The following is a 21,557-nucleotide window of genomic DNA, read 5'->3' on the forward strand; positions in this document are numbered from 1 at the left end:
GTCGCGACGCGCACCCGGCCTACAAGAGTCTGTAGGCCCGGCAGGTGAAGCGACGCCGGGCATCAACTGCGGTTACGACGACTTCCGCACGCGCAGGTACCACTCGCACAGCAGGCGAACCTGTTTGCGGGTGTAGCCTTTCTCCATCATGCGATCGACAAAGTCGTCGTGTTTTTTCTGCTCGTCGGTCGAGGTTTTGGCATTGAATGAAATCACCGGCAGCAGCTCTTCGGTATTGGAGAACATCTTCTTCTCAATAACCGTGCGCAGCTTCTCGTAGCTGGTCCAGTTCGGATTACGTCCGTTGTTATTGGCTCTGGCGCGCAGCACGAAGTTGACGATTTCGTTACGGAAGTCTTTCGGGTTGCTGATCCCGGCAGGCTTCTCGATTTTTTCCAGCTCGGCGTTGAGCGACTCCCGGTCGAACAGCTGGCCGGTATCCGGATCGCGATACTCCTGATCCTGGATCCAGAAATCCGCATAGGTTACGTAGCGGTCGAAAATGTTCTGGCCATATTCGGAGTAGGATTCCAGATAAGCCGTCTGGATCTCTTTGCCGATAAACTCGGCGTATTTCGGGATCAGATAGCCTTTGAGGAACTCCAGATAGCGTTCCGCCTGCTCCTGCGGGAACTGTTCGCGCTCGATCTGCTGCTCCAGAACGTAGAACAGGTGTACCGGGTTAGCCGCCACTTCTGCGTGGTCAAAGTTGAACACGCGGGAGAGGATTTTAAAGGCAAAGCGGGTGGACAGACCGTTCATGCCCTCATCGACGCCGGAGTAGTCGCGATACTCCTGGTAAGACTTCGCTTTCGGATCGGTATCCTTCAGGCTTTCGCCGTCGTAGACCCGCATCTTGGAATAGATGCTGGAGTTTTCCGGTTCCTTCAGACGCGACAGAATAGAGAAGCGCGACAGCGTTTCCAGCGTGCCCGGCGCGCAGGGCGCGTGGGTCAGCTCGCTGTGGTTAAGCAGCTTTTCGTAAATCTTGATCTCTTCCGAGATGCGCAGGCAGTAAGGCACCTTGACGATATAGACGCGGTCAAGGAACGCCTCGTTATTTTTGTTGTTGCGGAAGGTGACCCACTCCGATTCGTTGGAGTGCGCCAGAATAATGCCGTTGAACGGCAGGGCGGAGATGCCCTCGGTACCGTTGTAGTTGCCTTCCTGGGTGGCGGTCAGCAGCGGATGCAGCACCTTAATCGGCGCTTTAAACATCTCGACGAACTCCATCACCCCCTGGTTCGCCCGGCACAGCGCGCCGGAGTAGCCGTAGGCATCGGGATCGTTCTGGGCGTGGTTTTCCAGCTTACGGATATCGACTTTACCGACCAGGGCGGAGATATCCTGGTTGTTTTCATCGCCGGGCTCGGTTTTGGCGATGGCGATCTGCTCAAGAATCGACGGCCACACCTTCACCACGCGGAATTTGGTAATGTCGCCGCCAAACTCGTGCAGACGCTTGGCCGCCCACGGTGACATAATCGTCCCGAGGTAGCGGCGCGGTACGCCGTACTCTTTTTCCAGAATCTGCGCGTCTTCCTGCGGGTTAAACAGGCACAGCGGATGGTCGTTCACCGGGCTGCGCTCGCCGTTAGCGCTCAGCACGTAGATTGGTACGCGCTGCATCAGTGATTTCAGGCGCTCGGCGAGAGAGGATTTACCCCCGCCCACCGGGCCCAGCAGATAGAGGATCTGTTTCTTCTCTTCCAGACCCTGCGCCGCATGTTTAAGATAAGAGACAATCTGCTCTATTGCCTCTTCCATTCCATAAAACTCTTCAAACGCCGGGTAGCGGGCAATCACCCGGTTCGAGAACAGACGGGACAGCCGTGGCTCAGTGGCGGTATCTACCATAACGGGCTCGCCAATAGCCATCAATAGCCGTTCCGCTGCATTCGCATAGGCGCTGCGATCTTGTTTACAGATGGTCAGAAATTCCTGCAGGGTGAACTCTTCGTCCTTGGCAGCTTCGTAACGCTGGCGATAGTGATCGAATATATTCATGGCATGCCGTCCTTTCGTATTTAGCACAGGATAAGAGCCGTTCATATGAATAGTAGAGGCCCCGGGAAGAGGTAAGCCGGGCGACGCTCAACCTTTTACCGAGCAACCCTCGTGCCAGGTTGCCAGGCCAGTCAGTTAAACCGGGTCCGCGATTACACCTTCTGAATTTAAGCGTAGATGCATTTGCAAAACTTGCATGGCCTGGAAAATTAATTTCAATGACTTATCAATAACTCATCGTGCGATATCGCCATTAAAATTGTCAGGAGATGTCACGCATTCATCGGCCTGTCATCCCATTATCAGCAGCTTGTCATCCGAAAGCGCCATTCTGTGCGGTTAAATATTGTGTTCAGATGTAAAGAATTTGAGCTATGGACGGTGGACGATTAGACTTGAGCCGGTTTCTAATTTGAAAGGGAATAGCATTGTGACAAACTTCAAACTTTTGGCCGCAGGCGTGCTGCTGACCGCGGTGTCCGCAACGGCGTTCGCCGAAAATGGTCTGACGGTGGGAGCCGGCGTGGGCGTGGGGAAATCGCCCTATAAGCAATATGACAACGACGCCTTTCCGGTGCCGGACATCGACTACGATAGCGACCACTTCTGGTGGCACGGCCTCGGCGGCGGCTACTACCTGTGGAACGATGAATCGGATAAGCTTTCGGTGACCGGCTTCTGGGATCCGATGCGCTTCAAGCCCAGCGACAGCGATAACCGTCGCCTGCGCCAGCTGGACAAACGCCGCTCCACGGTGATGGCCGGGCTCTCTTACCAGCACTTCACCCAGTACGGCTTCCTGCGCACTACGCTTGCGGGCGATGTGCTGGACAACAGCAACGGCTTTATCTGGGATCTGGCGTGGCTTTACCGCTATACCAACGGCGGCCTGACGGTCACCCCCGGCATCGGGGTTGAGTGGAACAGCGAAAACCAGAACGACTACTACTACGGCGTTTCCCGCAAAGAGTCCCGCCGCAGCGGCCTTGACCACTATAATGCGGATGACAGCTGGAACCCCTATCTGGAGCTGTCGGTTAACTACGCGCTTACCCGCAGCTGGAGCGTTTTCGCTTTCGGTCGCTACACCCGCCTGACGGATGAAACCAAAGACAGTCCGATGGTCAACAAGTCATGGATGGGTATGCTTTCCACCGGGATTAGCTACACTTTCTGACTTTTGCATTAATTTAGTGCAGTGGATGCTTCACAGCAGGGCGAGTCGCCCTGTTTTGCTTTATGGCGGTGCGCGAGGCGACTTCGCGCGCCGCGCTGACGCTACCGGAGGCATAAATGAAGTCACATGTAATATCGTTTGACGGCGCACGCGCGCTGCCCGCCATTGGTCAGGGCACCTGGTACATGGGGGAGCAGCCGACGCTGCGTGGCAAGGAGGTCGCTGCCCTGCAGGCGGGCATCGATCTTGGACTGCGGCTGATTGATACCGCGGAGATGTACGCCGACGGCGGGGCGGAGCGGGTAGTGGGGGAAGCGATCCGCGGCAGGCGGGATGAGGTTTTCCTGGTGTCAAAAGTCTATCCGTGGAACGCAGGCGGCGATAAGGCTATCGGCGCCTGCGAAGCCAGCCTGCAGCGTCTCGGCACCGATCGGATCGATCTCTACCTGCTGCACTGGCGCGGCAGCTTCTCTTTTGCCGAAACGATTGCCGCGATGGAGAGCCTGATTGCCCAGGGCAAGATCCTGCACTGGGGCGTGTCGAATCTCGACGCCGACGATATGCAGGCCCTGTGGCAAACGCCGGGCGGCGAGGCCTGCGCGACCAATCAGGTGCTGTACCATCTTGCCTCGCGCGGTATTGAATACGATCTGCTGCCCTGGTGCCGGCAGCACGACCTGCCGGTAATGGCCTACTGCCCGCTGGCGCAGGCGGGTAAGCTGCGCAGCGGGCTGATGCAGAGTCCGGTCGTACAGGCGATTGCCCGGGCGCTCGACGCAACGCCGGCCCAGGTGCTGCTGGCGTGGGTCATCAGCCGCGAGGGGGTGATGGCGATTCCAAAAGCGGCGACGGCGGAACATGTTGCGCAAAATGCGGCAGCCCTGAGGCTGACCTTAACGCAAGAGATGCTGGAGGAACTGGACAGGGCGTTTCCGGCGCCGGGCCGGAAAACGCCGCTGGACGTGGTGTGATTACGGCTTCGCCACGCGAATAGTCTGCGCCAGGCGCGCCGGTTTTTCTTCGGTTGCCTTCTGCGGCCGGGTGGCGCAGGCGGTTTCTACGCAGACAAAGGTTTTGTAGCCGTCATCCGGCATATCGCCCATGCTGACCGACAGCGCCGGTCCGGGGTTCCAGCCGACGACGTTGCAGTGGTGGCTGTGGATGACATTAATATTGCGCTTCAGCGCCGCGTCCTGGATAACGCTGCAGGCTTCCGGGTTGAGATAAACGCGGTCGGTGCGGTCCGGGAAGGTCTGCACGCCGTCGCTGAGCGCGCCTTCTTCTCCGTCCTTCACCTTATCAATATAGCGGTCGCCGAGGCCGCTCACTTTGACGCCGGCAATATCGCCTACGTGGAAATAGCTGTGCAGGGCCGACGTCGCTTCAAACTCGCCGTGGGCCTCCAGCTCTATTTCGCAGGTTTGTCCCAGCTTGAAGCGGGCGTAAAGGGTGAACTCGTGCGGCCAGAGCCTGCGGGTTTCGTCGTTGCTCTGGAGTTCAAACGTCAGCACCACGCCGTCGGCGTTCTCATCGTGCGCCTTCAGTATCCAGGCCTGGTTGCGGGCAAAGCCGTGAGAGGGCAGGCCCTTCTGCGCCGCCGGGCCGAACCACGGCCAGCAGACGGGCACGCCGCCGCGCAGCGCAACGCCGGTTTTGAACGGCGTATTGTTGCTCAGCCACAGCACTTCCTCTTCGCCGGCCGGCTTCCACGACAGCAGGTGTGCGCCCTGCAGGGCGATAGAGGCGTTGACCTTGGGGTGGTTAACGACGATAAGCTCCAGCTCGTCCAGCTGGCGACGCGAAAGTACAGGGGTAATCTGTTCAACAACCGGAAGCGCGAAAATTTTATCGATCATAGGAGCAGTCCTCTTATTCGGGCAAAAAAAAGAGCGACCGGAGTCGCTCTTTTTGATCAGCTTGTCATCTCAACTTATTTAGAGATGTGAGCGATCAGATCCAGAACCTTGTTGGAGTAGCCGGTTTCGTTGTCGTACCAGGAAACCAGTTTCACGAAGTTGTCGTTCAGCGCGATGCCTGCTTTGGCATCGAATACGGAAGTGCAAACTTCGCCGTTGAAATCGGTAGAGACAACGTCGTCTTCGGTGTAGCCCAGAACACCTTTCATCGGGCCTTCGGAAGCGGCTTTGATCGCTTTTTTGATTTCTTCGTAAGACGCTGCTTTTTCCAGACGAACGGTCAGGTCAACAACGGATACGTTCGGAGTCGGAACGCGGAACGCCATACCGGTCAGTTTGCCGTTCAGTTCCGGCAGTACTTTACCGACGGCTTTCGCAGCACCGGTAGAGGACGGGATGATGTTCTGGGATGCGCCGCGGCCGCCGCGCCAGTCTTTGTGAGACGGGCCATCAACGGTTTTCTGAGTAGCGGTAGTCGCGTGAACGGTGGTCATCAGACCTTCGATGATGCCGAAGTTGTCGTTGATCACTTTAGCCAGCGGTGCCAGGCAGTTAGTGGTGCAGGAAGCGTTGGAAACGATGTCCTGGTCTGCGTATTTTTCGAAGTTAGCGCCTTTAACGAACATCGGGGTGCTGTCTTTAGACGGACCAGTCATAACGACTTTTTTCGCGCCAGCAGTGATGTGCTTACGTGCGGTTTCGTCAGTCAGGAACAGACCAGTTGCTTCAGCAACGATGTCAACGCCCGCTTCGTTCCACTTCAGGTTAGCCGGGTCACGCTCAGCGGTAACACGGATTTTTTTACCGTTAACGATCAGATGACCGTCTTTCACTTCAACGGTACCGTTAAAACGACCGTGAGTGGAGTCATACTTGAGCATGTAAGCCATGTACTCTGCGTCTAACAGGTCGTTGATTGCAACGATCTCGATGTCAGAACGTTCCTGAGCAGCACGGAAAACAATGCGACCGATACGGCCAAAACCGTTGATACCTACTTTGATAGTCATATATTCCACCAGCTATTTGTTAGTGAATAAAAGGTTGCCTGTAAAATTACAAAAACCTTACGCAGCGTCAAGCGGAATCGTGTCAATCATTGCGACAAATCAATCCTCTGCATAGCCATTGCACGATTGATCGCCTCACTCATCCCTCAGGCCAAATTCCACATATGGGCTGCGGCAGGAATTTTAAAGACCGCAGGTAATAAAAATGCGATTTGGATCACATAAACCTGGCTATCCTTAAGCAAGAGACAAGTTTAGAACAAAACCGCAGGTTTCACTGTTAATGTTTTGTTAGAATCCGTAGAGAAGTTGTCCCTAAGCACTGCGAGAATGAGCACATGTCGAACAAACCCTCACCGGACGCGCTAAAGCAGTCCCTGAGCGAAATGCAGTTTTACGTGACGCAGAATCACGGTACTGAACCTCCTTTCACCGGCCGCCTGCTGCACAACCAGCGCGACGGGATTTACCACTGCCTGGTCTGCGACGCCCCGTTATTTCACTCCCGGACAAAATTTGACGCCGGCTGCGGCTGGCCGAGCTTCTATGAACCCGTCAGCAGCGACGCGATTCGCTACCTCAACGACGACTCGCACGGTATGCACCGCGTCGAGATCCGCTGCGGCAACTGCGACGCGCACCTCGGCCACGTGTTTCCCGACGGTCCGCAGCCGACCGGTGAACGCTACTGCGTTAACTCCGCCTCAATGAGCTTTACCGATGCCGAAGACGGCAAGCAAACCAAAGGCTGAAGAAACGATTCAGCAAATTATTCCAATTGTGGAGGGCCAAAGATGGAAATCGCACAGATCGTAGAGAACATGACAGAGGACGTTTATCAGCGCCTGGCCACTGCCGTTGAGCTAGGAAAATGGCCGGACGGCGTTGCGCTGACGCCGGCGCAGAAAGAGAACTGCCTGCAGCTGGTGATGCTGTGGCAGGCGCGATACAACAACGATGCCCAGCACATGACTATCGACACCCGGGGTCAGATGGTGATGAAAAGCAAACAGCAGCTGAAAGAGGATTTTGGCATTGCGCCAAAGCCTATCGCTACGCTGAAGATGCAGTAGCCTTACTGCACCTCTCCTGCGCCGGTGCCCACGCTCATTGTTGCCGGGCACTGGGCGGAAACGCCATTCAGCCCTTCTGACTCCACCGTGAAGGACTTGAAATGATACTCATCATCCAGCCTGACGACGTAGATCGTGTCAAAATCCGACGGTGTCCAGAAAGGCACCTTTGTTGAATCTCCGCCGGCCTTCGCCACCAGTCTGCGCGTGGCAATCACCAGATTTTTATGCTCCCAGGCAATATAGGTCACATCGGCCTTATCCTCTTTTAGCAGCGCGTTGATGAGCTTGCGCGTCTGGTCGGCGTGATAGCGCAGGATGATTGGCTTAGAAACTCGCATAGCCACTGGCGTCATGGTTAGCACGGCGCGCAATGAACTGCCGGCCTTATTCTGATAAGGGGCCGAGGTATAAAGCATGTCGGGCATGCCGTAGCGGTTGAGCAGGACAGGAGGCAGGCTCAGGGCGCGGTTAAGGCCCTTACAGGTGAGCTGCCCGCTGTCGTTATCGGGTTTTTCGCCGTGGCGAAAGAAAACGTAAACTTTATCTGCCTGTGCAAATAACGGCGTAACCAGCGCAACGCCAAAAAGTAGCGCTAAAAATTTTCTCATTCTTTAGTAGACCAGGTAGAGCGATCCTTGAGATCGGAGACTGCTGCGATAGCGTGGATCGCTAGCCGAATCTGGCCCTCTGCATTCAAGGGGCAATACCGCAAGTGTAACGGTATTTCTGCGGTAATCTATGGCGGCGAATGCCGAGTGGCACGAATCGTGAATTCACCCGGCATTCGCCAGCCTTAATGTGCGTTAGCGGACGATGCCCAGCGAATCGGCAAGCTGCGTCGCCAGCTGATTATCGTCATCACCGCTGTAGTCCCAGAACATGGCTCCGCCGAGGCCCTTCTCTTTGATGTACTGCGCTTTTATGTCAACCGAGCGCGGATTTTCATAGGAGAGCGCAAACAGCGGCTTACCGTCTTCGGATCGCACCGACAGCCACGGCACCTTCGCCTCGTCGTCCCACTGCTCGGTAAAGCGCTTTTGCGGATCGTTAAGCAGTTTGCTGACAATGGCGTTGTACTTCACGTAGGTATCTTTGTTCAGGTCGAAGCCGAGAGAGGTAAACAGCGCCAGCTGCTGCGGACCGAAGTAGGGCTGCGTCGCCGGATGTTTGGCCGCGTCCGGTTTACTCCAGTCGATGCCCGGCTCGATGGCGCGTTTAGGCACGCGGCCATAAAAGCCGACTCCGAGATTCATTTGCGCAGGCTTAAGCCCGGCGGCGATGTAGTTATTGACCACGGCGTCGACGCTGTACTTATCCGCTGCCGCAACGGTAGGCCAGCGGGTAGAGTCGTACAGGTTGGCGTTAAAGTACTGCGTGCCGTAGGCCAGATCGTAAGTCATCAGGTTGATATAGTTGAGATAGGGCGCAATTGCCCTGACGTCAACCCAGCTTTTTGGACTCTCGGCATTGGCGCCTACCGCCACGGTCACCAGTTTCCCTTTTGGCAGCGCCTCGCGGGTCTCTTTCAGCAGCGCCGTGAAGTTATCGCGATCCTCGGGCGTCGAATCCATCAGTCCCCAGGCGCCGTTGACCGGATACTCCCAGTCAAGATCGATACCGTCCAGTCCGTAGGTAGTGACGATCTCCTGCACCGATTTAATAAATACCGCGCGGTTGTGCTGATTTTTCGCCGCGCCGGAGAAGCCCCTGGCTCCCCAGCCGCCGACCGACAGCAGCACTTTGAGATCCGGGTTCTGCGCCCGCAGATGCGGCAGCTTCTTCAGATCGGCAATGGTCTTCGGCGACAGCCAGATCTGGTGCAGCCGGCCGGCGTCCTTAAGCGCAGGATTAGTTTCACCTTCTTCGTCGTTATAGATAAGGCCGAAAGCGTAGTTGAGGTGGGTAATCTGGCGCACGTCCAGTTTCTCAATATCGCTGCCTTGCCCGGTCATCGCGTCGTCGCTGCCGTTGAAGTAGCCGACGGACATCAGGCTGCCGGCGAAGGCGCCGGAGGCGCAGAGCAGGGGTAAAGCTGCCAGAAGCGGCAATCGTTTCATCGTAGTTTCCTCTTTGACTAAAAAATAAGCGCGCCGCGGCGCGGCGAAAAAATAGCACCGTCAGGCTAGCACCGCAGGCAGAGAAAAACTGCGAAGAGTATTCGGTTTAGCGAGAAAAAAGAAGGCGTTATCTGCCGGGCGCGGGGAGGGCGCCCGGCAGGCTCAGGCGTGCGTCTCCAGCCAGTCGGCGAGGGTAAAGAGCGTGGCGCCCTCGGCGGCCATGGTCATAAAAGCATCGGCGCTGTCCTGCGGGGTAATGTTCACGCCCCGGCAGCCGTCGGTGATGACGTTAACGCGGTAGCCGAGCGCCAGCGCGTCCAGCACGGTGAACTTCACGCAGTAGTCGGTGGCGAGTCCGAGAACGATCAGCTCCTCAATGCCCCGCTGGCGCAGCCAGGCGTCGAGCGCGGTGTGCTGGCGGTGGCCGTTGTCGAAGAAGGCGCTGTAGCTGTCGATATTCGCCGCTTCGCCTTTCGGGAAGGTGGCCGCAATCAGCGCCCGGTTGAGCAGAGGGTGCAGTTGGGCACCCTCGCTGCCCTGTACGCAGTGATCCGGCCAGAAGGTTTGCGCCAGCCCGTCCAGTTCGCCCCGGCTGTAGGGCGCAACGCCGTGCTGGCTGGCGAAGCTGCCGTGATTAGCCGGGTGCCAGTCCTGGCTTGCGACAGCGGCCTCGCCGCGGGCGCTGCACCACGCGATAAGGGCGTTTGCCACCTCCACGGTGCTGTCGCCTTCCGGCACCGCCAGCGCGCCTCCGGCGCAAAAGTCGTTCTGGATATCCACCAGCAGCAGGGCTCGTGTATTCATCATCGCTCCTTAATCGTCCGGCGTCAGTTCGCCGCGCAGGTTCTGCTGCATGGCGCTGCGCACCGCGTCGGCGCAGAGATCCTGGCTCAGCAGATAGTGCAGCTTGGTGAGCGTGGCCTCTACCGTCATATCAAAACCGCTGACCACGCCCGCCTGGGCCAGCGCATTGCCGGTGGCGTAGCCGCCCATGTTGACCTTGCCCGACATGCACTGGGTCAGGTTAACCACCACAATACCCCTCTCGCCGGCTTCCGCCAGCGCTTTCAGAAAATCGCCGTTCTGCGGCGCATTGCCGACGCCGTACGAGCGCAGGATCAGCGCCTTAACCGGCTGCAGCAGGAAGTTGCGCACCACCGCGGCGGAAATCCCCGGATAGATAGTCACCACGCCGACCGGCTGGGGCGTAATGGCGTGAACGATAAGATCGCCGACGCCGTGCGGCGCGGACGGGGTGCCCAGGCGGCGGATGTGGATCCCGGCTTCCAGCAGCGGCGGCAGGTTGGGGGAGGCGAAGGCGTCAAAGCCGTCGGCGTGGGCCTTGGTGGTGCGGTTGCCGCGAAACAGGCGGTTGTTGAAGAACAGCGCCACTTCATTTATCGGATAGTTTGCCGCCACGTACAGGGCGTTGAGCAGGTTGGTCTGGCCGTCGGAGCGCAGCTCCGCCAGCGGGATTTGTGACCCTGTCACGATTACCGGCTTGCTGAGATTTTCCAGCATAAACGACAGCGCCGAGGCGGTGAAGGCCATGGTATCGGTGCCGTGCAGGATCACGAAGCCGTCATACTGATCGTAGTGCGCCTGAATATCCTCGGCAATATGCTGCCAGTCTTCCGGCGTCATGTCGGAGGAGTCCATCAGCGGCTGGTACTCATGAATAGTGAAGTCCGGCATTTCCGGGCGATGAAACTCCGGCATCAGGGCCAGCTGGCGCTGCAGATGCCCGGAGACGGGAATATAGCCGTGATCGGAGCGCTGCATCCCGATGGTCCCGCCGGTGTAGGCGACGTAAATCGATTTCTTTTTCATGATAGGTCATTAAGGCAGAGCAAAAAAATCCCCTCCGGAGAGGGGATGCGAATCAGCGTATATTGGCGCAGGTGAGGCAAAATGCATAGCGATTTTGCGGGTCGTTAAAGGCGGCGAGCTTATCGCCTTCCTCTTTCATCACTTTGGCCGCAGCGGAAAGCGGCGCCGGCAGATACGCCTGCAGCGCTTCCGGCAGGGCCGCCCGCACGGAGCCGCTCATGCTGCTGAGCACCATATTGACCAGCGAGGGATCCTGCTGATAGTAGTCGACGTGCCACTGCTTGAGCTTCGCCAGCTCGGCGGCTTTCGCCACCGCATCGTCGAAGTCGCCGAGGCTATCGACCAGGCCGTTGGCCTTGGCATCTTCACCGGTCCAGACGTGGCCCTGGGCGATTTTATCCACCTGATCCGGCGTCATGTGGCGGGACTGGGCAACGATATTGAGGAAGCGCTTGTAGCCGCTCTCAATGCTGAGCTGCACCATATCCTGCACTTCCTGCGGCAGCACCTTCGTCATCGACACGTCCGCCAGCGGTGAGGTGGCCACGCCGTCGGTGTGCACGCCGATGGCGTCGAGGCTGTTTTCAACGGTGTTAATAATGCCGAAGATGCCGATCGAGCCGGTCAGCGTGCTCGGGTTGGCGACGATATAGCTTGCCGGCGTGGAGATCCAGTAGCCTCCGGAGGCCGCCATGCCGCCCATGGAAACCACCACCGGCTTGCCTGCCGCGCGCGCGGCGGCCAGCTGGGAGCGGATCACCTCAGAGGCGCTGACGCTGCCGCCGGGGCTGTTCACCCGCAGCACAATGGCCTTCACTTTCGGATCGAGGCGCGCGTCGCGGATCTGTGCGGCGGTCGTATCGCCGCCGACGGTCCCGGCGGTCTCTTCGCCGTCGATAATCGCCCCGTCGGCAAAGATAACCGCGATGCTGTCACCGGCGTCAGACGGGTCTTTCACCGCATAGTCGTACATGCTGACCGCGCGATAGTTATTATCCGCCTTGCTCCAGCCGAACTGCTTGGTCAGGATTTTTTCGACCTGCGCGCTGTCGGCCAGCTCATCCACCAGCTTGTTATCCAGCGCATATTTCGCCGTATCGCCGTCGACCTTGCGCAGGCCGTCAAGCATCCCTTTTGCGCCGGGGAACAGCTGCTGGGCGCCTATCTGGCGGTTGTCGGAGACGGTGTTGAGGTAGTTCTGCCACAGCTCGCCGATCCAGCGGCTGTCCGCATCGCGGGCCGCCGGAGACATATCGTCGCGAATAAAGGGCTCGACCGCCGACTTATAGGTGCCGACGCGGAAGACGTGGGTGGTGACCTTCAGCTTGTCGAGCAGCGATTTGTAGTACAGGCCGTTGGTCGCAAAGCCGTGCAGGTCAACCACGCCCTGCGGCGAGAGATAGATTTTGTTGGCAAAGCTTGCCAGATAGTACTGGCCCTGGGTGTAGCTGTCGCCCACGGCGTAAACCGGCTTGCCGCTGTCGCGGAACTCGCGCAGGGCCTTGCCGATGTACTGCATGGAGGGCTGATCGGCCCCGGCGAAGTTTTTCAGATCCAGCACAATACCGGTGATATTGCGGTCATCTTTCGCCTGGCGAATCGTCTGCACGATATCAAACAGCGAATTCTCCTGCAGGCGATCCGAGCTGGCGCCCAGCAGTTCGCGGGTCAGCGTGCCCAGCTTGCCGCTGGTTGACGGCTTGTCGACAACGACGCCGGTGATGTCCATCAGCAGGGCACCGCGCCCGGTGCTTTCTGCTGAGGTGCTTTTTAACTGCATCCAGACGCCGACGCAGACCAGCACCAGCAGGATAAAGAAGATGTTGAGGACCATATCGCGAATAAAATTGAGTATGCGCCATGTCCATTTAAAGAATCCGGCAATAAATCGCCAAAGGGTTCGCATGTTTTCTCCCTGACTGTATGAAATGAAGCCGCCCGCAAGGGCGCAACGTGTGGCTATCCTAAAGAGAGCGCTGCCGCTTGTCAGCAGGAATCGCCATCGCGGCTGTAACAAAATCTCCCGTCATGTTAATTTTGTGAAAACACATAGAGCAGGAGTTAATTAATGGATGCACTTGAACTTCTCGTCAACCGACGCAGCGCATCTCGCCTCGCCGATCCGGCGCCGGTGGGCGATCAGCTGGAGAATATTCTGCGCGCCGGCCTGCGCGCCCCGGATCACGGTACGCTGACGCCGTGGCAGTTTTTTATCATTGAGGGCGAGGGGCGGGCGCGCTTCAGCGCGCTGCTGGAAAAAGCCGCCGTTGACGCCGGTCAGGATGAAAAAGCGATCGACAAGGCCCGCAGCGCGCCGTTTCGCGCGCCGCTGATCCTCACCGTTGTCGCCAAATGCCGGGAACATCACAAGGTGCCGCTGTGGGAGCAGGAGATCTCCGCCGGCTGCGCGGTGATGGCAATGCAGATGGCCGCCGTCGCCCAGGGCTTTAACGGCATCTGGCGCAGCGGCTGGTTTACCGACAGCCCAATCGTGCGCGACGGTTTCAACTGCGGCGAGCTGGATAAAATCGTCGGTTTTCTCTACCTCGGCACCCCGCAGCTGAAGGCCTCTACCAGCATTGCGCCGGCGGATACGGCGCCCTTTGTGGTGCGCTTCTGAGTTAAGACGCGCCGGCGCCTTCGGGTGAGGCAATGCCCGGCAGCAGGTGATTGACGCGGCCGGCGGAACCTATGATGACGAGCCCGCCATCTGTCAGGCCTTCCGGCCGCTGCCGAAGTTTGGCGATAGCTACACGCTTATCGGCAGCTGGATAGTCGATGACGAGGCGGTGGGAATGGGCATTCGCGAGGACGCAACGCTGATAACCCGCGATACTTCGCGCTTTGTGCCTCACTATATTACCGGATGAAAAGTGGCCCGGCGCGCCGCCGGGCCGAAAGGCTACTGCTTCGCTTTGGCGAACTCATCCTTCGCCTTCTGCAGCTGCTGCTGGAAGGCCGGATTGGTATGCAGGGTCGCGACCACCGCCGAGCCGACGATCCTCGCCGCATCAACGTCGCTCTGCCAGTGGTAGCCGCAGATCACCCGGCTCTGGCCGAGATCGTAGCCGCGCTTGAGGATCTCATTCTGGCGGGCGGGGTTGATCTCTGCCAGCACCAGCGCGGTGGCCCAGCCGATGGAGGTATGGCCGGAGGGATAGGAGCCGTTTTTCGCCAGCGTATCCTGCTCTTTGGTGTTGCAGGTCGGCACGCCGTAGAAGGCGAACGGACGGATGCGCATGTAGTGCTGCTTCGCCGAACGGGTCGCCAGATCGCCCGCGTCCTCAATCATATTGGTCAGCAGCTTGTGCAGCGCCGGGCTGTCCTTTTCGGTGATCGGCGAACCGAAGGCGGCGGAGAAGGCGTTAGCCACGCCGCCGGCGCTGAGATTGGCATCCTCTGCCGCCTGCTTGCCGCGCTCGGTGCTGCGCTGCAGGCGCCCCTGCTCGTACATCGCCTGATCGTTAAGGAACGCAATGCTGCCCACTTCCGGCGGCGGCGGCAGCAGGGCCAGGCTATCGATGGCCTGGGCATTCTTCAGATAATAGAGGTCAGGTTTCGTGGTGGCGTCATTGCCCGAGGAAGGGGCCAGCGCAAAGGCGTTAACGCAAAACAGACCGGTCAGGCAGAGGGTAATAAGGCTTTTTTTCATCAATGGTTCCTTTCGTTATGAATATCTTCCCGCATAACTGCTTAATTTCGGCTACATTGTTGCCACAAACTGCCAGCTTAGAGAAAGCGGTGGCCGTAAAGTTTGCGCAGCTTCACAAAATGCCCGACGCTTTGTTAAGCAGCGCTGCGCGCGGAACGAGCAACGGCGCGCGATTTCGGATAGTCGGACTTATCAACACCGCGTTTGGGCGCTACCATAGCGGCAGAGAAATGACAGGAGATCTCCATGAGCGAGCAAGCCATTCGTCTGACGCAATACAGCCACGGAGCCGGTTGCGGATGCAAAATTTCCCCAAAAGTGCTTGAAACTATTCTGCACAGCGAGCAGGCGAAGTTCATCGATCCCAACCTGCTGGTGGGTAATGAAACCCGCGACGATGCCGCGGTCTACGATCTCGGCAACGGCACGTCGATTATCAGCACCACCGACTTCTTTATGCCGATCGTTGATAATCCCTACGACTTCGGGCGCATCGCCGCCACCAACGCCATCAGCGACATTTTTGCTATGGGCGGCAAGCCGATTATGGCGATCGCTATTCTCGGCTGGCCGGTGAACACCCTGGCGCCGGAAATAGCCCGTCAGGTGGTGGAAGGGGGGCGCTTTGCCTGCCAGCAGGCGGGTATCGCCCTGGCCGGCGGCCACTCCATCGACGCCCCGGAGCCCATTTTCGGCCTCGCGGTGACCGGCGTGGTGCCGACGGAGCGCATCAAGAAAAACAGCACCGCCCGCGCGGGCTGCCGGCTCTATCTCACCAAGCCGCTCGGCATTGGCGTGCTGACCACCGCCGAGAAAAAATCGCTGCTCAGGCCCGAACATCAGGGGCTGGCTACCGAAGTGATGTGCCAGATGAACCTGGCCGGCGCGGCCTTTGCCGACATCGACGGCGTCAAGGCGATGACCGACGTCACCGGCTTCGGCCTGCTCGGCCACCTCAGCGAGATGTGCCAGGGCGCGGGCGTGCAGGCACAGCTGCGCTTTGCCGACATTCCCAAACTCCCGGGCGTCGAAGCCTATATCGCTCAGGGCGCGGTGCCCGGCGGCACCGGCCGCAACTTTGCCAGCTACGGCCATCTGATGGGCGAGTTGCCGGACGCCTGGCGCGATCTGCTCTGCGATCCGCAGACCTCCGGCGGCCTGCTGCTGGCGGTCGCGCCGGAAGCGGAAGACGAGGTGAAGGCCGCCGCCGCGAAGTTCGGCATTACGCTGAGCGCGATTGGCGAACTGGTGACCGCCCGCGGCGGCCGCCCGATGGTCGAGACGTTCTGAGCGGATGCGCCTGTTTATTGCCGAAAAACCGAGCCTGGGACGCGCCATCGCCGACGTGCTGCCGAAGCCGCACCGCAGGGGCGATGGTTTTATCGAGTGCGGCAACGGCCAGGTGGTGACCTGGTGCATCGGCCACCTGCTTGAGCAGGCGCAGCCGGATGTCTACGACAGCCGCTACGCCCGCTGGAACCTGATGGACCTGCCTATCGTCCCGGAGAAGTGGCGCCTGCAGCCGAGGCCGTCGGTCACCAAACAGCTCAACGTCATCAAGCGTTTCCTCGGAGAGGCCAGCGAGGTGATCCACGCCGGTGACCCGGACCGCGAGGGGCAGCTGCTGGTGGATGAAGTGCTCGACTACCTGGAGCTGCCCGCGGAGAAGCGCCAGCAGGTGCAGCGCTGCCTGATCAACGATCTTAACCCGCAGGCGGTGGAGCGGGCCATCAGCCGCCTGCGCGCCAACAGCGAGTTTATTCCGCTCTGCGTGTCGGCCCTGGCCCGCGCGCGCGCCGACTGGCTGTACGGCATCAATATGACCCGCGCCTATACCCTCCTCGGTAAAAATGCGGGCTACCAGGGCGTGCTGTCGGTGGGCCGCGTGCAGACGCCGGTGCTCGGGCTGGTGGTGCGCCGCGACGAAGAGATCGAGAACTTTGTCGCCAAAGATTTCTTTGACGTTAAGGCCCACATCGTCACCCCTGCCGATGAGCGCTTTACCGCTACCTGGCAGCCGAGCGAGGCCTGCGAGCCCTACCAGGACGAAGAGGGGCGGCTGCTGCATCGCCCACTGGCGGAGCACGTGGTCAGCCGCATCAGCGGCCAGCCGGCGATGGTTACCGCCTACAACGATAAGCGCGATTCAGAGCCGGCGCCGCTGCCGTTTTCGCTCTCCGCGCTGCAGATTGAGGCGGCCAAACGTTTCGCCATGAGCGCCCAGAACGTGCTCGATATCTGCCAGAAGCTGTACGAAACCCACAAGCTCATCACCTATCCGCGCTCCGACTGCCGCTATCTGCCGGAAGAGCACTTCGCCGGACGCCACGCGGTGCTCAACGCGATAAGCGTCCACGCGGCGGATCTGCTGCCGCAGCCGGCGGTGGATCCGGAGATCCGCAACCGCTGCTGGGACGATAAAAAGGTCGATGCCCACCACGCGATTATTCCCACGGCCCGCAGCAGCGCCGTGAAGCTCACCGATAATGAGGCGAAGGTCTACGGTCTCGTCGCCCGCCAGTACCTGATGCAGTTCTGCGCCGATGCGGTATTTCGCAAGTGCCAGATAGATCTTGAAATCGCCCAGGGCAAATTTATTGCTAAAGCCCGCTTCCTGGCCGAGGCCGGCTGGCGCACGCTGCTGGGCGGCAAAGAGCGGGATGAAGAGAATGACGGCACGCCGCTGCCGGTGGTGGCGAAAGGCGACGAGCTGCTGTGCGAAAAGGGCGAAGTTGTCGAGCGTCAGACCCAGCCGCCGCGCCACTTTACCGATGCCACGCTGCTGTCGGCGATGACCGGCATCGCCCGCTTCGTGCAGGACAAAGAGCTGAAGAAGATCCTGCGCGCCACCGACGGGCTCGGCACCGAAGCGACCCGAGCCGGGATCATCGAACTGCTGTTTAAGCGCGGCTTCCTGACCAAGAAGGGGCGCTACATTCACTCTTCAGAGGCGGGCAGGGCGCTGATCCACTCTCTGCCGGAGATGGCCGGCAGGCCGGATATGACCGCCCACTGGGAGTCGGTGCTGACGCAGATCAGCGAAAAGCAGTGCCGCTACCAGGACTTTATGCAGCCGCTGGTGGGCACGCTGTTCAGCCTTATCGATCAGGCGCGCAGCACGCCGGTGAAGCAGTTCCGGGGCCTGGTCGCGCCCGGCGGCGAACAGGAGAAAAAAGCCTTTAAGCCGCGTAAGAAAAAAGCGGCCGGAGAGAAGCCCCCGGCCGCCTCCGCCTGACGCCGGGGCTATACCACGCCCTGCGCCAGCATCGCATCGGCTACTTTTACAAACCCTGCGATGTTGGCGCCGCGCACGTAGTGCGTCTGCCGGCCATCACCGCCGTGCTCAACGCAGGCCTGATGGATATCGAGCATGATGTGGTGCAGGCGGGCATCGACTTTTTCCGCCTTCCAGCCCAGCCGCGCGGCGTTCTGCGCCATCTCCAGCCCGGACGTCGCCACGCCGCCGGCGTTGGCGGCTTTGCCCGGCGCGAACAGCACGCCCGCCGCCAGAAACAGATCCGTTGCCTCAATGGTAGTCGGCATATTGGCGCCTTCCGCTACCGCCCTGACGCCGTTGGCAATCAGCGTCCGCGCGGCCTCCGCGTCCAGTTCGTTCTGGGTGGCGCACGGCAGAGCGATATCGACCGGCACCGCCCACGGCTGCTGGCCTTCGAGGTAATGCAGCCCGAACTCGCGTGCGTAGTCGACGACCCGGCCGTCGCGGCTGCTTTTTATCGCCGCAAGGCGGGCCAGCTTCTCCGGGGTAAAGCCCGCTTCGTCAACCACCGTACCGCTGGAGTCGGAGGCGGTCACTACCCGGGCGCCGAGCGACATCGCTTTTTCGATTGCGTACTGGGCGACGTTGCCGGAGCCGGAGACCGCTACCCGCATGCCCTCCAGAGCCAGGCCGTGGCGCCTGAGCAACGCCTCAGTAAAGTAGATAAGCCCGTAGCCGGTGGCCTCCGGGCGGATCAGGCTGCCGCCGAACGACAGTCCTTTACCGGTGAAAACGCAGGCGGTGTTATTGGAGAGTTTTTTCATCATCCCCGCCATAAAGCCGACTTCACGGCCGCCGACGCCGATGTCGCCCGCCGGCACGTCGGTATCGGCGCCCAGGTGGCGGTACAGCTCGGTCATCAGCGCCTGGCAAAAGCGCATCACTTCGCCCTCGCTTTTCCCTTTCGGATCGAAGTCGCTGCCGCCTTTACCGCCGCCCATCGGCAGAGTGGTGAGGGCATTTTTAAAGGTCTGTTCAAAGCCGAGAAACTTCAGTATCGACAGGTTTACCGACGGGTGAAAGCGCATCCCGCCCTTGTAAGGGCCAATGGCGGAGCTAAACTGCACGCGCCAGGCGCGGTTGACCTGCACCTGGCCGCGGTCGTCCAGCCAGCTGACGCGGAACTGAATAACCCGCTCGGGCTCAACCAGACGCTCCAGCAGCGCCATCTGCCGGTAGCGCGGATTGGCCTCAAGAAAGGGCCACAGCGTGCTCATCACTTCGCGCACGGCCTGGGCAAATTCGGGCTGGTGGGGATCGCGCCGCTGTACGCGGGCAAGAAAGTTTTCCAGAGAGAGAGTCGATTCCATTGAAATAAGTTCCTCTTATGGCTTTGGGTGAGTGATGTCGTTATGTTTTTAAGCTTTAGCGTTTTTTTTGAACTATATCACTCACTGCAAACCTTCTGACAAGCTGAATTCTGCTCCCGGCGGCAAAATTTATAATTGAATGAGCGTCATAACTAAAAGCGATGATGCGAGACATTTAAGTTTGTGCGGCAGCCGGCCGATAGTAGTTAACTCACGCGTAAAAAAGGATCTCTTATGAAGCCCTATCTGATAGCCCTGCTGCTGCTGGCGGGGACCGCCCACGCGGACCGCCGCCTGCCCGACGTTGAAGTGGACGTGCCGCCGGAGGTCTTCACCGGCGGCGGCCAGCGCGAGCAGTTCTGCAGCCAGTGCTGTATTTATGAAAATAAAAACTATTCGGAGGGGGCGGTCATCAAGGTTGAGGGCGTGCTGCTGCAGTGCGGGCGGGACCCGCACGTGGTGGGTACTAATCCGCTGGCCTGGCAGCGCATAAAGCCCTGAAGGCCGCCAGCAGCGGAATATCCGCCGGCGCCAGACTGTAGCTCAGCGCCTCCTGGGGGAAGACCCATACCAGCGCGCTGTGTTCCATAGCCGTTACTTCTCCTTCCCAGGCGGGAACGTGCCAGGCGTGGAGGTGGATCATACGCCCGGAAACCGCCTTACGCTGGCTGGCAACATAGGCCGCCGATCGTGCATCGATAGCCAACTCTTCGCGCAGTTCGCGGATGAGCGCCTGCGGCTGGCTCTCACCCGGCTCGACTTTACCGCCGGGAAACTCCCACAGGCCCGGCTGATCGGCGCTGGCAGGGCGCTGCGCCAGCAAGATCTTACCATCCCGCTCGATAATGGCGGCCACGACATCTATGATTTTTAGCATGAGGGTCAATGTTCCTGGTAGGGGAGTGGCATATTATCGCTGCCCCCGATAAAGATGAAGAACACAGGCGTTATTCGATGAAAAATCGCTCAGGCTGGGTGCCGCCGCTCGCCCACATTCCGCGCGCGCTCGCGCCCATCGTCGGCATGCAGAAAAAGCATTACGGACAGATCCTTAATCCCACCCGCTGGTGGGGGCGCATGCCGCGCCTCTTCTGGCTGGTCGCGCTGTTTGTCGGCTGGCTGGAGCGTAAAAACGGCATTATTTCGCCGGCGCTGAGGGCCCTGCTGATGACCCGCGTTTCGCAGCAGTGCAGCTGCGCGTTTTGCATCGACGCCAATAGTCTGCGCCTGGCCGAGCGGGTCGATATGCTGGAGAAAGTACAGGCGGTCAACGACTGGCGCACCTCGACGCTGTTCTCCGCCGAAGAGCGCGCCGCGCTCGCCTTTGCCGATGCGGTCACCGCCACGCCGCCCGCGGTCAGCGAGGATCTTAAGTCTGAGTTACGGTGTCACTTCAACGCTGACCAAATCACCGAGCTGACGGCGCTGGTGGCCTTTCAGAATCTCTCCGCCCGGTTCAACGCCGCGCTGGATATTCCGTCCCAGGGATTGTGCGCCAGCCGGGGCCAGCCGCATGCTTGACCGCCATCTGCATCCGCGAGTTAAACCGTGGCTCAACCGCGCGGCCCGGCGGCTGGACAGGCCGGGCATCTCGCCCGACGGCCTGACGCTGCTGGGCTTTGCCATCGGCGTACTGGCGCTGCCGTTTCTGGCGCTGGGCTGGTACGGTGCGGCGCTTGCCGCCATTGCCGTCAACCGCCTGCTGGACGGACTGGACGGCGCCCTGGCGCGCCGCCGGGGCCTCAGCGACGCCGGCGGATTTCTCGATATTTCGCTGGATTTTCTCTTCTACGCCCTGGTGCCCTTCGGCTTTATCCTTGCTGAACCGCAGGACAATGCCCTCGCGGGCGCCTGGCTGCTGTTCGCCTTTATCGGCACCGGCAGCAGCTTTCTCGCTTTCGCCGCGCTGGCGGCAAAGTACCGGCTGGATAATCCGGGCTACGCCCACAAGTCGTTTTACTACCTCGGCGGGCTGACGGAGGGGACGGAAACGATGCTTCTTTTTACCCTGAGCTGTCTGTTTCCGGACTGGTTTGCACCCCTGGCGTGGATCTTCGGCGCGCTCTGCTGGCTGACGACCTTCACCCGCATCTGCAGCGGCTACTGGACCCTGAAGAAAGCCCCGCGTGAGCGGGGCTAATCTAAGGTACATCTAAGCCTCGTCAGCGGCGGCCTTTGCCATTTTCCTCCCTGTCGCCGCGCGTTTCGTAAACGCACTGTTGCGGAAAGTTCGTCTCCATATAGC

Annotated in this window: 21 protein-coding genes and 1 pseudogene; 11 read left to right on the plus strand and 11 right to left on the minus strand. The window is 59.7% G+C overall.

Features of this window, described 5'->3' with window-relative positions; genetic code table 11:
• Positions 1 to 72 precede the first annotated feature (72 nt).
• Positions 73 to 2,007: a protein kinase YeaG gene (yeaG, locus tag ENGE1_RS08985; RefSeq protein WP_043084440.1), complete on the minus strand. Its 1,935-nt coding sequence runs from the start codon at positions 2,005 to 2,007 to the stop codon at positions 73 to 75.
• A 430-nt stretch (positions 2,008 to 2,437) separates the two neighbouring features.
• On the opposite strand from yeaG, the gene ENGE1_RS08990 reads away from it, so the two are divergent.
• Both ENGE1_RS08990 and ENGE1_RS08995 read left to right on the plus strand, forming a co-directional pair.
• The gene (locus tag ENGE1_RS08990; RefSeq protein ID WP_043084438.1) at positions 2,438 to 3,184 is read left to right on the plus strand and encodes a MipA/OmpV family protein; all 747 of its coding nucleotides are present in this window, start codon (positions 2,438 to 2,440) and stop codon (positions 3,182 to 3,184) included.
• A gap of 116 nt (positions 3,185 to 3,300) precedes the next feature.
• Positions 3,301 to 4,155 (plus strand): aldo/keto reductase, encoded by an 855-nt coding sequence (locus tag ENGE1_RS08995; RefSeq protein WP_048252503.1) that lies wholly within the window; start codon positions 3,301 to 3,303, stop codon positions 4,153 to 4,155.
• Here the strand turns inward: ENGE1_RS08995 and ENGE1_RS09000 are convergent, their stop codons facing one another.
• Together ENGE1_RS09000 and gapA are read right to left on the minus strand one after the other, a co-directional pair.
• Positions 4,156 to 5,040, minus strand: coding sequence for a D-hexose-6-phosphate mutarotase (locus ENGE1_RS09000; protein ID WP_048252504.1), 885 nt, complete (start codon positions 5,038 to 5,040; stop codon positions 4,156 to 4,158).
• Between the two features lie 74 nt (positions 5,041 to 5,114).
• On the minus strand, positions 5,115 to 6,110 hold the full coding sequence (gene gapA, locus ENGE1_RS09005) for a glyceraldehyde-3-phosphate dehydrogenase (RefSeq protein WP_048252505.1): 996 nt from the start codon (positions 6,108 to 6,110) through the stop codon (positions 5,115 to 5,117).
• Positions 6,111 to 6,448: 338 nt separating this feature from the next.
• On the opposite strand from gapA, the gene msrB reads away from it, so the two are divergent.
• On the plus strand, positions 6,449 to 6,862 hold the full coding sequence (msrB, locus tag ENGE1_RS09010) for a peptide-methionine (R)-S-oxide reductase MsrB (RefSeq protein ID WP_048252506.1): 414 nt from the start codon (positions 6,449 to 6,451) through the stop codon (positions 6,860 to 6,862).
• 42 nt (positions 6,863 to 6,904) lie between these two features.
• Positions 6,905 to 7,183, plus strand: coding sequence for a YeaC family protein (locus tag ENGE1_RS09015; protein WP_043084431.1), 279 nt, complete (start codon positions 6,905 to 6,907; stop codon positions 7,181 to 7,183).
• Positions 7,184 to 7,185: 2 nt separating this feature from the next.
• Here the strand turns inward: ENGE1_RS09015 and ENGE1_RS09020 are convergent, their stop codons facing one another.
• The 5 genes from ENGE1_RS09020 to sppA all read right to left on the minus strand — a co-directional run bounded on the left by ENGE1_RS09020 (position 7,186) and on the right by sppA (position 12,979).
• Positions 7,186 to 7,794, minus strand: coding sequence for a histidine phosphatase family protein (locus ENGE1_RS09020; protein ID WP_048252507.1), 609 nt, complete (start codon positions 7,792 to 7,794; stop codon positions 7,186 to 7,188).
• A 195-nt stretch (positions 7,795 to 7,989) separates the two neighbouring features.
• Complete coding sequence (locus ENGE1_RS09025; RefSeq protein WP_048252510.1) at positions 7,990 to 9,243, minus strand: glycoside hydrolase family 18 protein; 1,254 nt, start codon at positions 9,241 to 9,243, stop codon at positions 7,990 to 7,992.
• 162 nt (positions 9,244 to 9,405) lie between these two features.
• Positions 9,406 to 10,047 carry a bifunctional nicotinamidase/pyrazinamidase gene (pncA, locus tag ENGE1_RS09030; RefSeq protein WP_043084429.1) on the minus strand — a complete coding sequence of 214 codons (642 nt, stop codon included), beginning with the start codon at positions 10,045 to 10,047 and terminating at the stop codon, positions 9,406 to 9,408.
• A gap of 9 nt (positions 10,048 to 10,056) precedes the next feature.
• Positions 10,057 to 11,073, minus strand: coding sequence for an asparaginase (gene ansA, locus ENGE1_RS09035; RefSeq protein ID WP_048252511.1), 1,017 nt, complete (start codon positions 11,071 to 11,073; stop codon positions 10,057 to 10,059).
• 52 nt (positions 11,074 to 11,125) lie between these two features.
• Positions 11,126 to 12,979 (minus strand): signal peptide peptidase SppA, encoded by a 1,854-nt coding sequence (gene sppA / locus ENGE1_RS09040; protein WP_048252512.1) that lies wholly within the window; start codon positions 12,977 to 12,979, stop codon positions 11,126 to 11,128.
• Positions 12,980 to 13,141: 162 nt separating this feature from the next.
• On the opposite strand from sppA, the gene ENGE1_RS09045 reads away from it, so the two are divergent.
• Complete coding sequence (locus ENGE1_RS09045; RefSeq protein WP_048252513.1) at positions 13,142 to 13,693, plus strand: NAD(P)H nitroreductase; 552 nt, start codon at positions 13,142 to 13,144, stop codon at positions 13,691 to 13,693.
• A gap of 46 nt (positions 13,694 to 13,739) precedes the next feature.
• Positions 13,740 to 13,943: pseudogene (locus tag ENGE1_RS09050) on the plus strand (glutathionylspermidine synthase family protein); the annotation flags it as partial.
• 32 nt (positions 13,944 to 13,975) lie between these two features.
• Here ENGE1_RS09050 and phoC read toward each other — a convergent pair.
• Positions 13,976 to 14,725 (minus strand): acid phosphatase PhoC, encoded by a 750-nt coding sequence (gene phoC / locus ENGE1_RS09055; RefSeq protein WP_043084424.1) that lies wholly within the window; start codon positions 14,723 to 14,725, stop codon positions 13,976 to 13,978.
• A 246-nt stretch (positions 14,726 to 14,971) separates the two neighbouring features.
• Between phoC and selD the strand changes: the two genes are divergently transcribed.
• Both selD and ENGE1_RS09065 read left to right on the plus strand, forming a co-directional pair.
• A complete protein-coding gene (gene selD, locus ENGE1_RS09060) occupies positions 14,972 to 16,015 on the plus strand; it encodes a selenide, water dikinase SelD (RefSeq protein WP_048252514.1) in 1,044 nt (347 codons plus the stop codon).
• A gap of 4 nt (positions 16,016 to 16,019) precedes the next feature.
• Positions 16,020 to 17,960, plus strand: coding sequence for a DNA topoisomerase III (locus tag ENGE1_RS09065; protein ID WP_048252515.1), 1,941 nt, complete (start codon positions 16,020 to 16,022; stop codon positions 17,958 to 17,960).
• Positions 17,961 to 17,968: 8 nt separating this feature from the next.
• Here ENGE1_RS09065 and gdhA read toward each other — a convergent pair whose 3' ends face one another.
• Positions 17,969 to 19,312, minus strand: coding sequence for an NADP-specific glutamate dehydrogenase (gene gdhA, locus ENGE1_RS09070; RefSeq protein WP_048252516.1), 1,344 nt, complete (start codon positions 19,310 to 19,312; stop codon positions 17,969 to 17,971).
• 234 nt (positions 19,313 to 19,546) lie between these two features.
• Between gdhA and ENGE1_RS09075 the strand changes: the two genes are divergently transcribed.
• A complete protein-coding gene (locus ENGE1_RS09075) occupies positions 19,547 to 19,813 on the plus strand; it encodes a YnjH family protein (RefSeq protein ID WP_043084417.1) in 267 nt (88 codons plus the stop codon).
• Here the strand turns inward: ENGE1_RS09075 and ENGE1_RS09080 are convergent.
• The gene (locus tag ENGE1_RS09080; RefSeq protein WP_048252517.1) at positions 19,779 to 20,189 is read right to left on the minus strand and encodes a pyrimidine (deoxy)nucleoside triphosphate diphosphatase; all 411 of its coding nucleotides are present in this window, start codon (positions 20,187 to 20,189) and stop codon (positions 19,779 to 19,781) included. The two genes, ENGE1_RS09075 and ENGE1_RS09080, sit on opposite strands and share 35 nt — an antisense overlap.
• Positions 20,190 to 20,266: 77 nt before the next feature.
• On the opposite strand from ENGE1_RS09080, the gene ENGE1_RS09085 reads away from it, so the two are divergent.
• Positions 20,267 to 20,833 carry a carboxymuconolactone decarboxylase family protein gene (locus ENGE1_RS09085; RefSeq protein WP_048252745.1) on the plus strand — a complete coding sequence of 189 codons (567 nt, stop codon included), beginning with the start codon at positions 20,267 to 20,269 and terminating at the stop codon, positions 20,831 to 20,833.
• The gene (locus ENGE1_RS09090; protein WP_043084413.1) at positions 20,826 to 21,452 is read left to right on the plus strand and encodes a CDP-alcohol phosphatidyltransferase family protein; all 627 of its coding nucleotides are present in this window, start codon (positions 20,826 to 20,828) and stop codon (positions 21,450 to 21,452) included. The genes ENGE1_RS09085 and ENGE1_RS09090 overlap by 8 nt, the downstream gene beginning before the upstream one ends.
• Positions 21,453 to 21,557: the final 105 nt, after the last annotated feature.

Source organism: Pluralibacter gergoviae ATCC 33028 = NBRC 105706, assembly GCF_001598855.1.
Lineage (GTDB): Bacteria > Pseudomonadota > Gammaproteobacteria > Enterobacterales > Enterobacteriaceae > Pluralibacter > Pluralibacter gergoviae.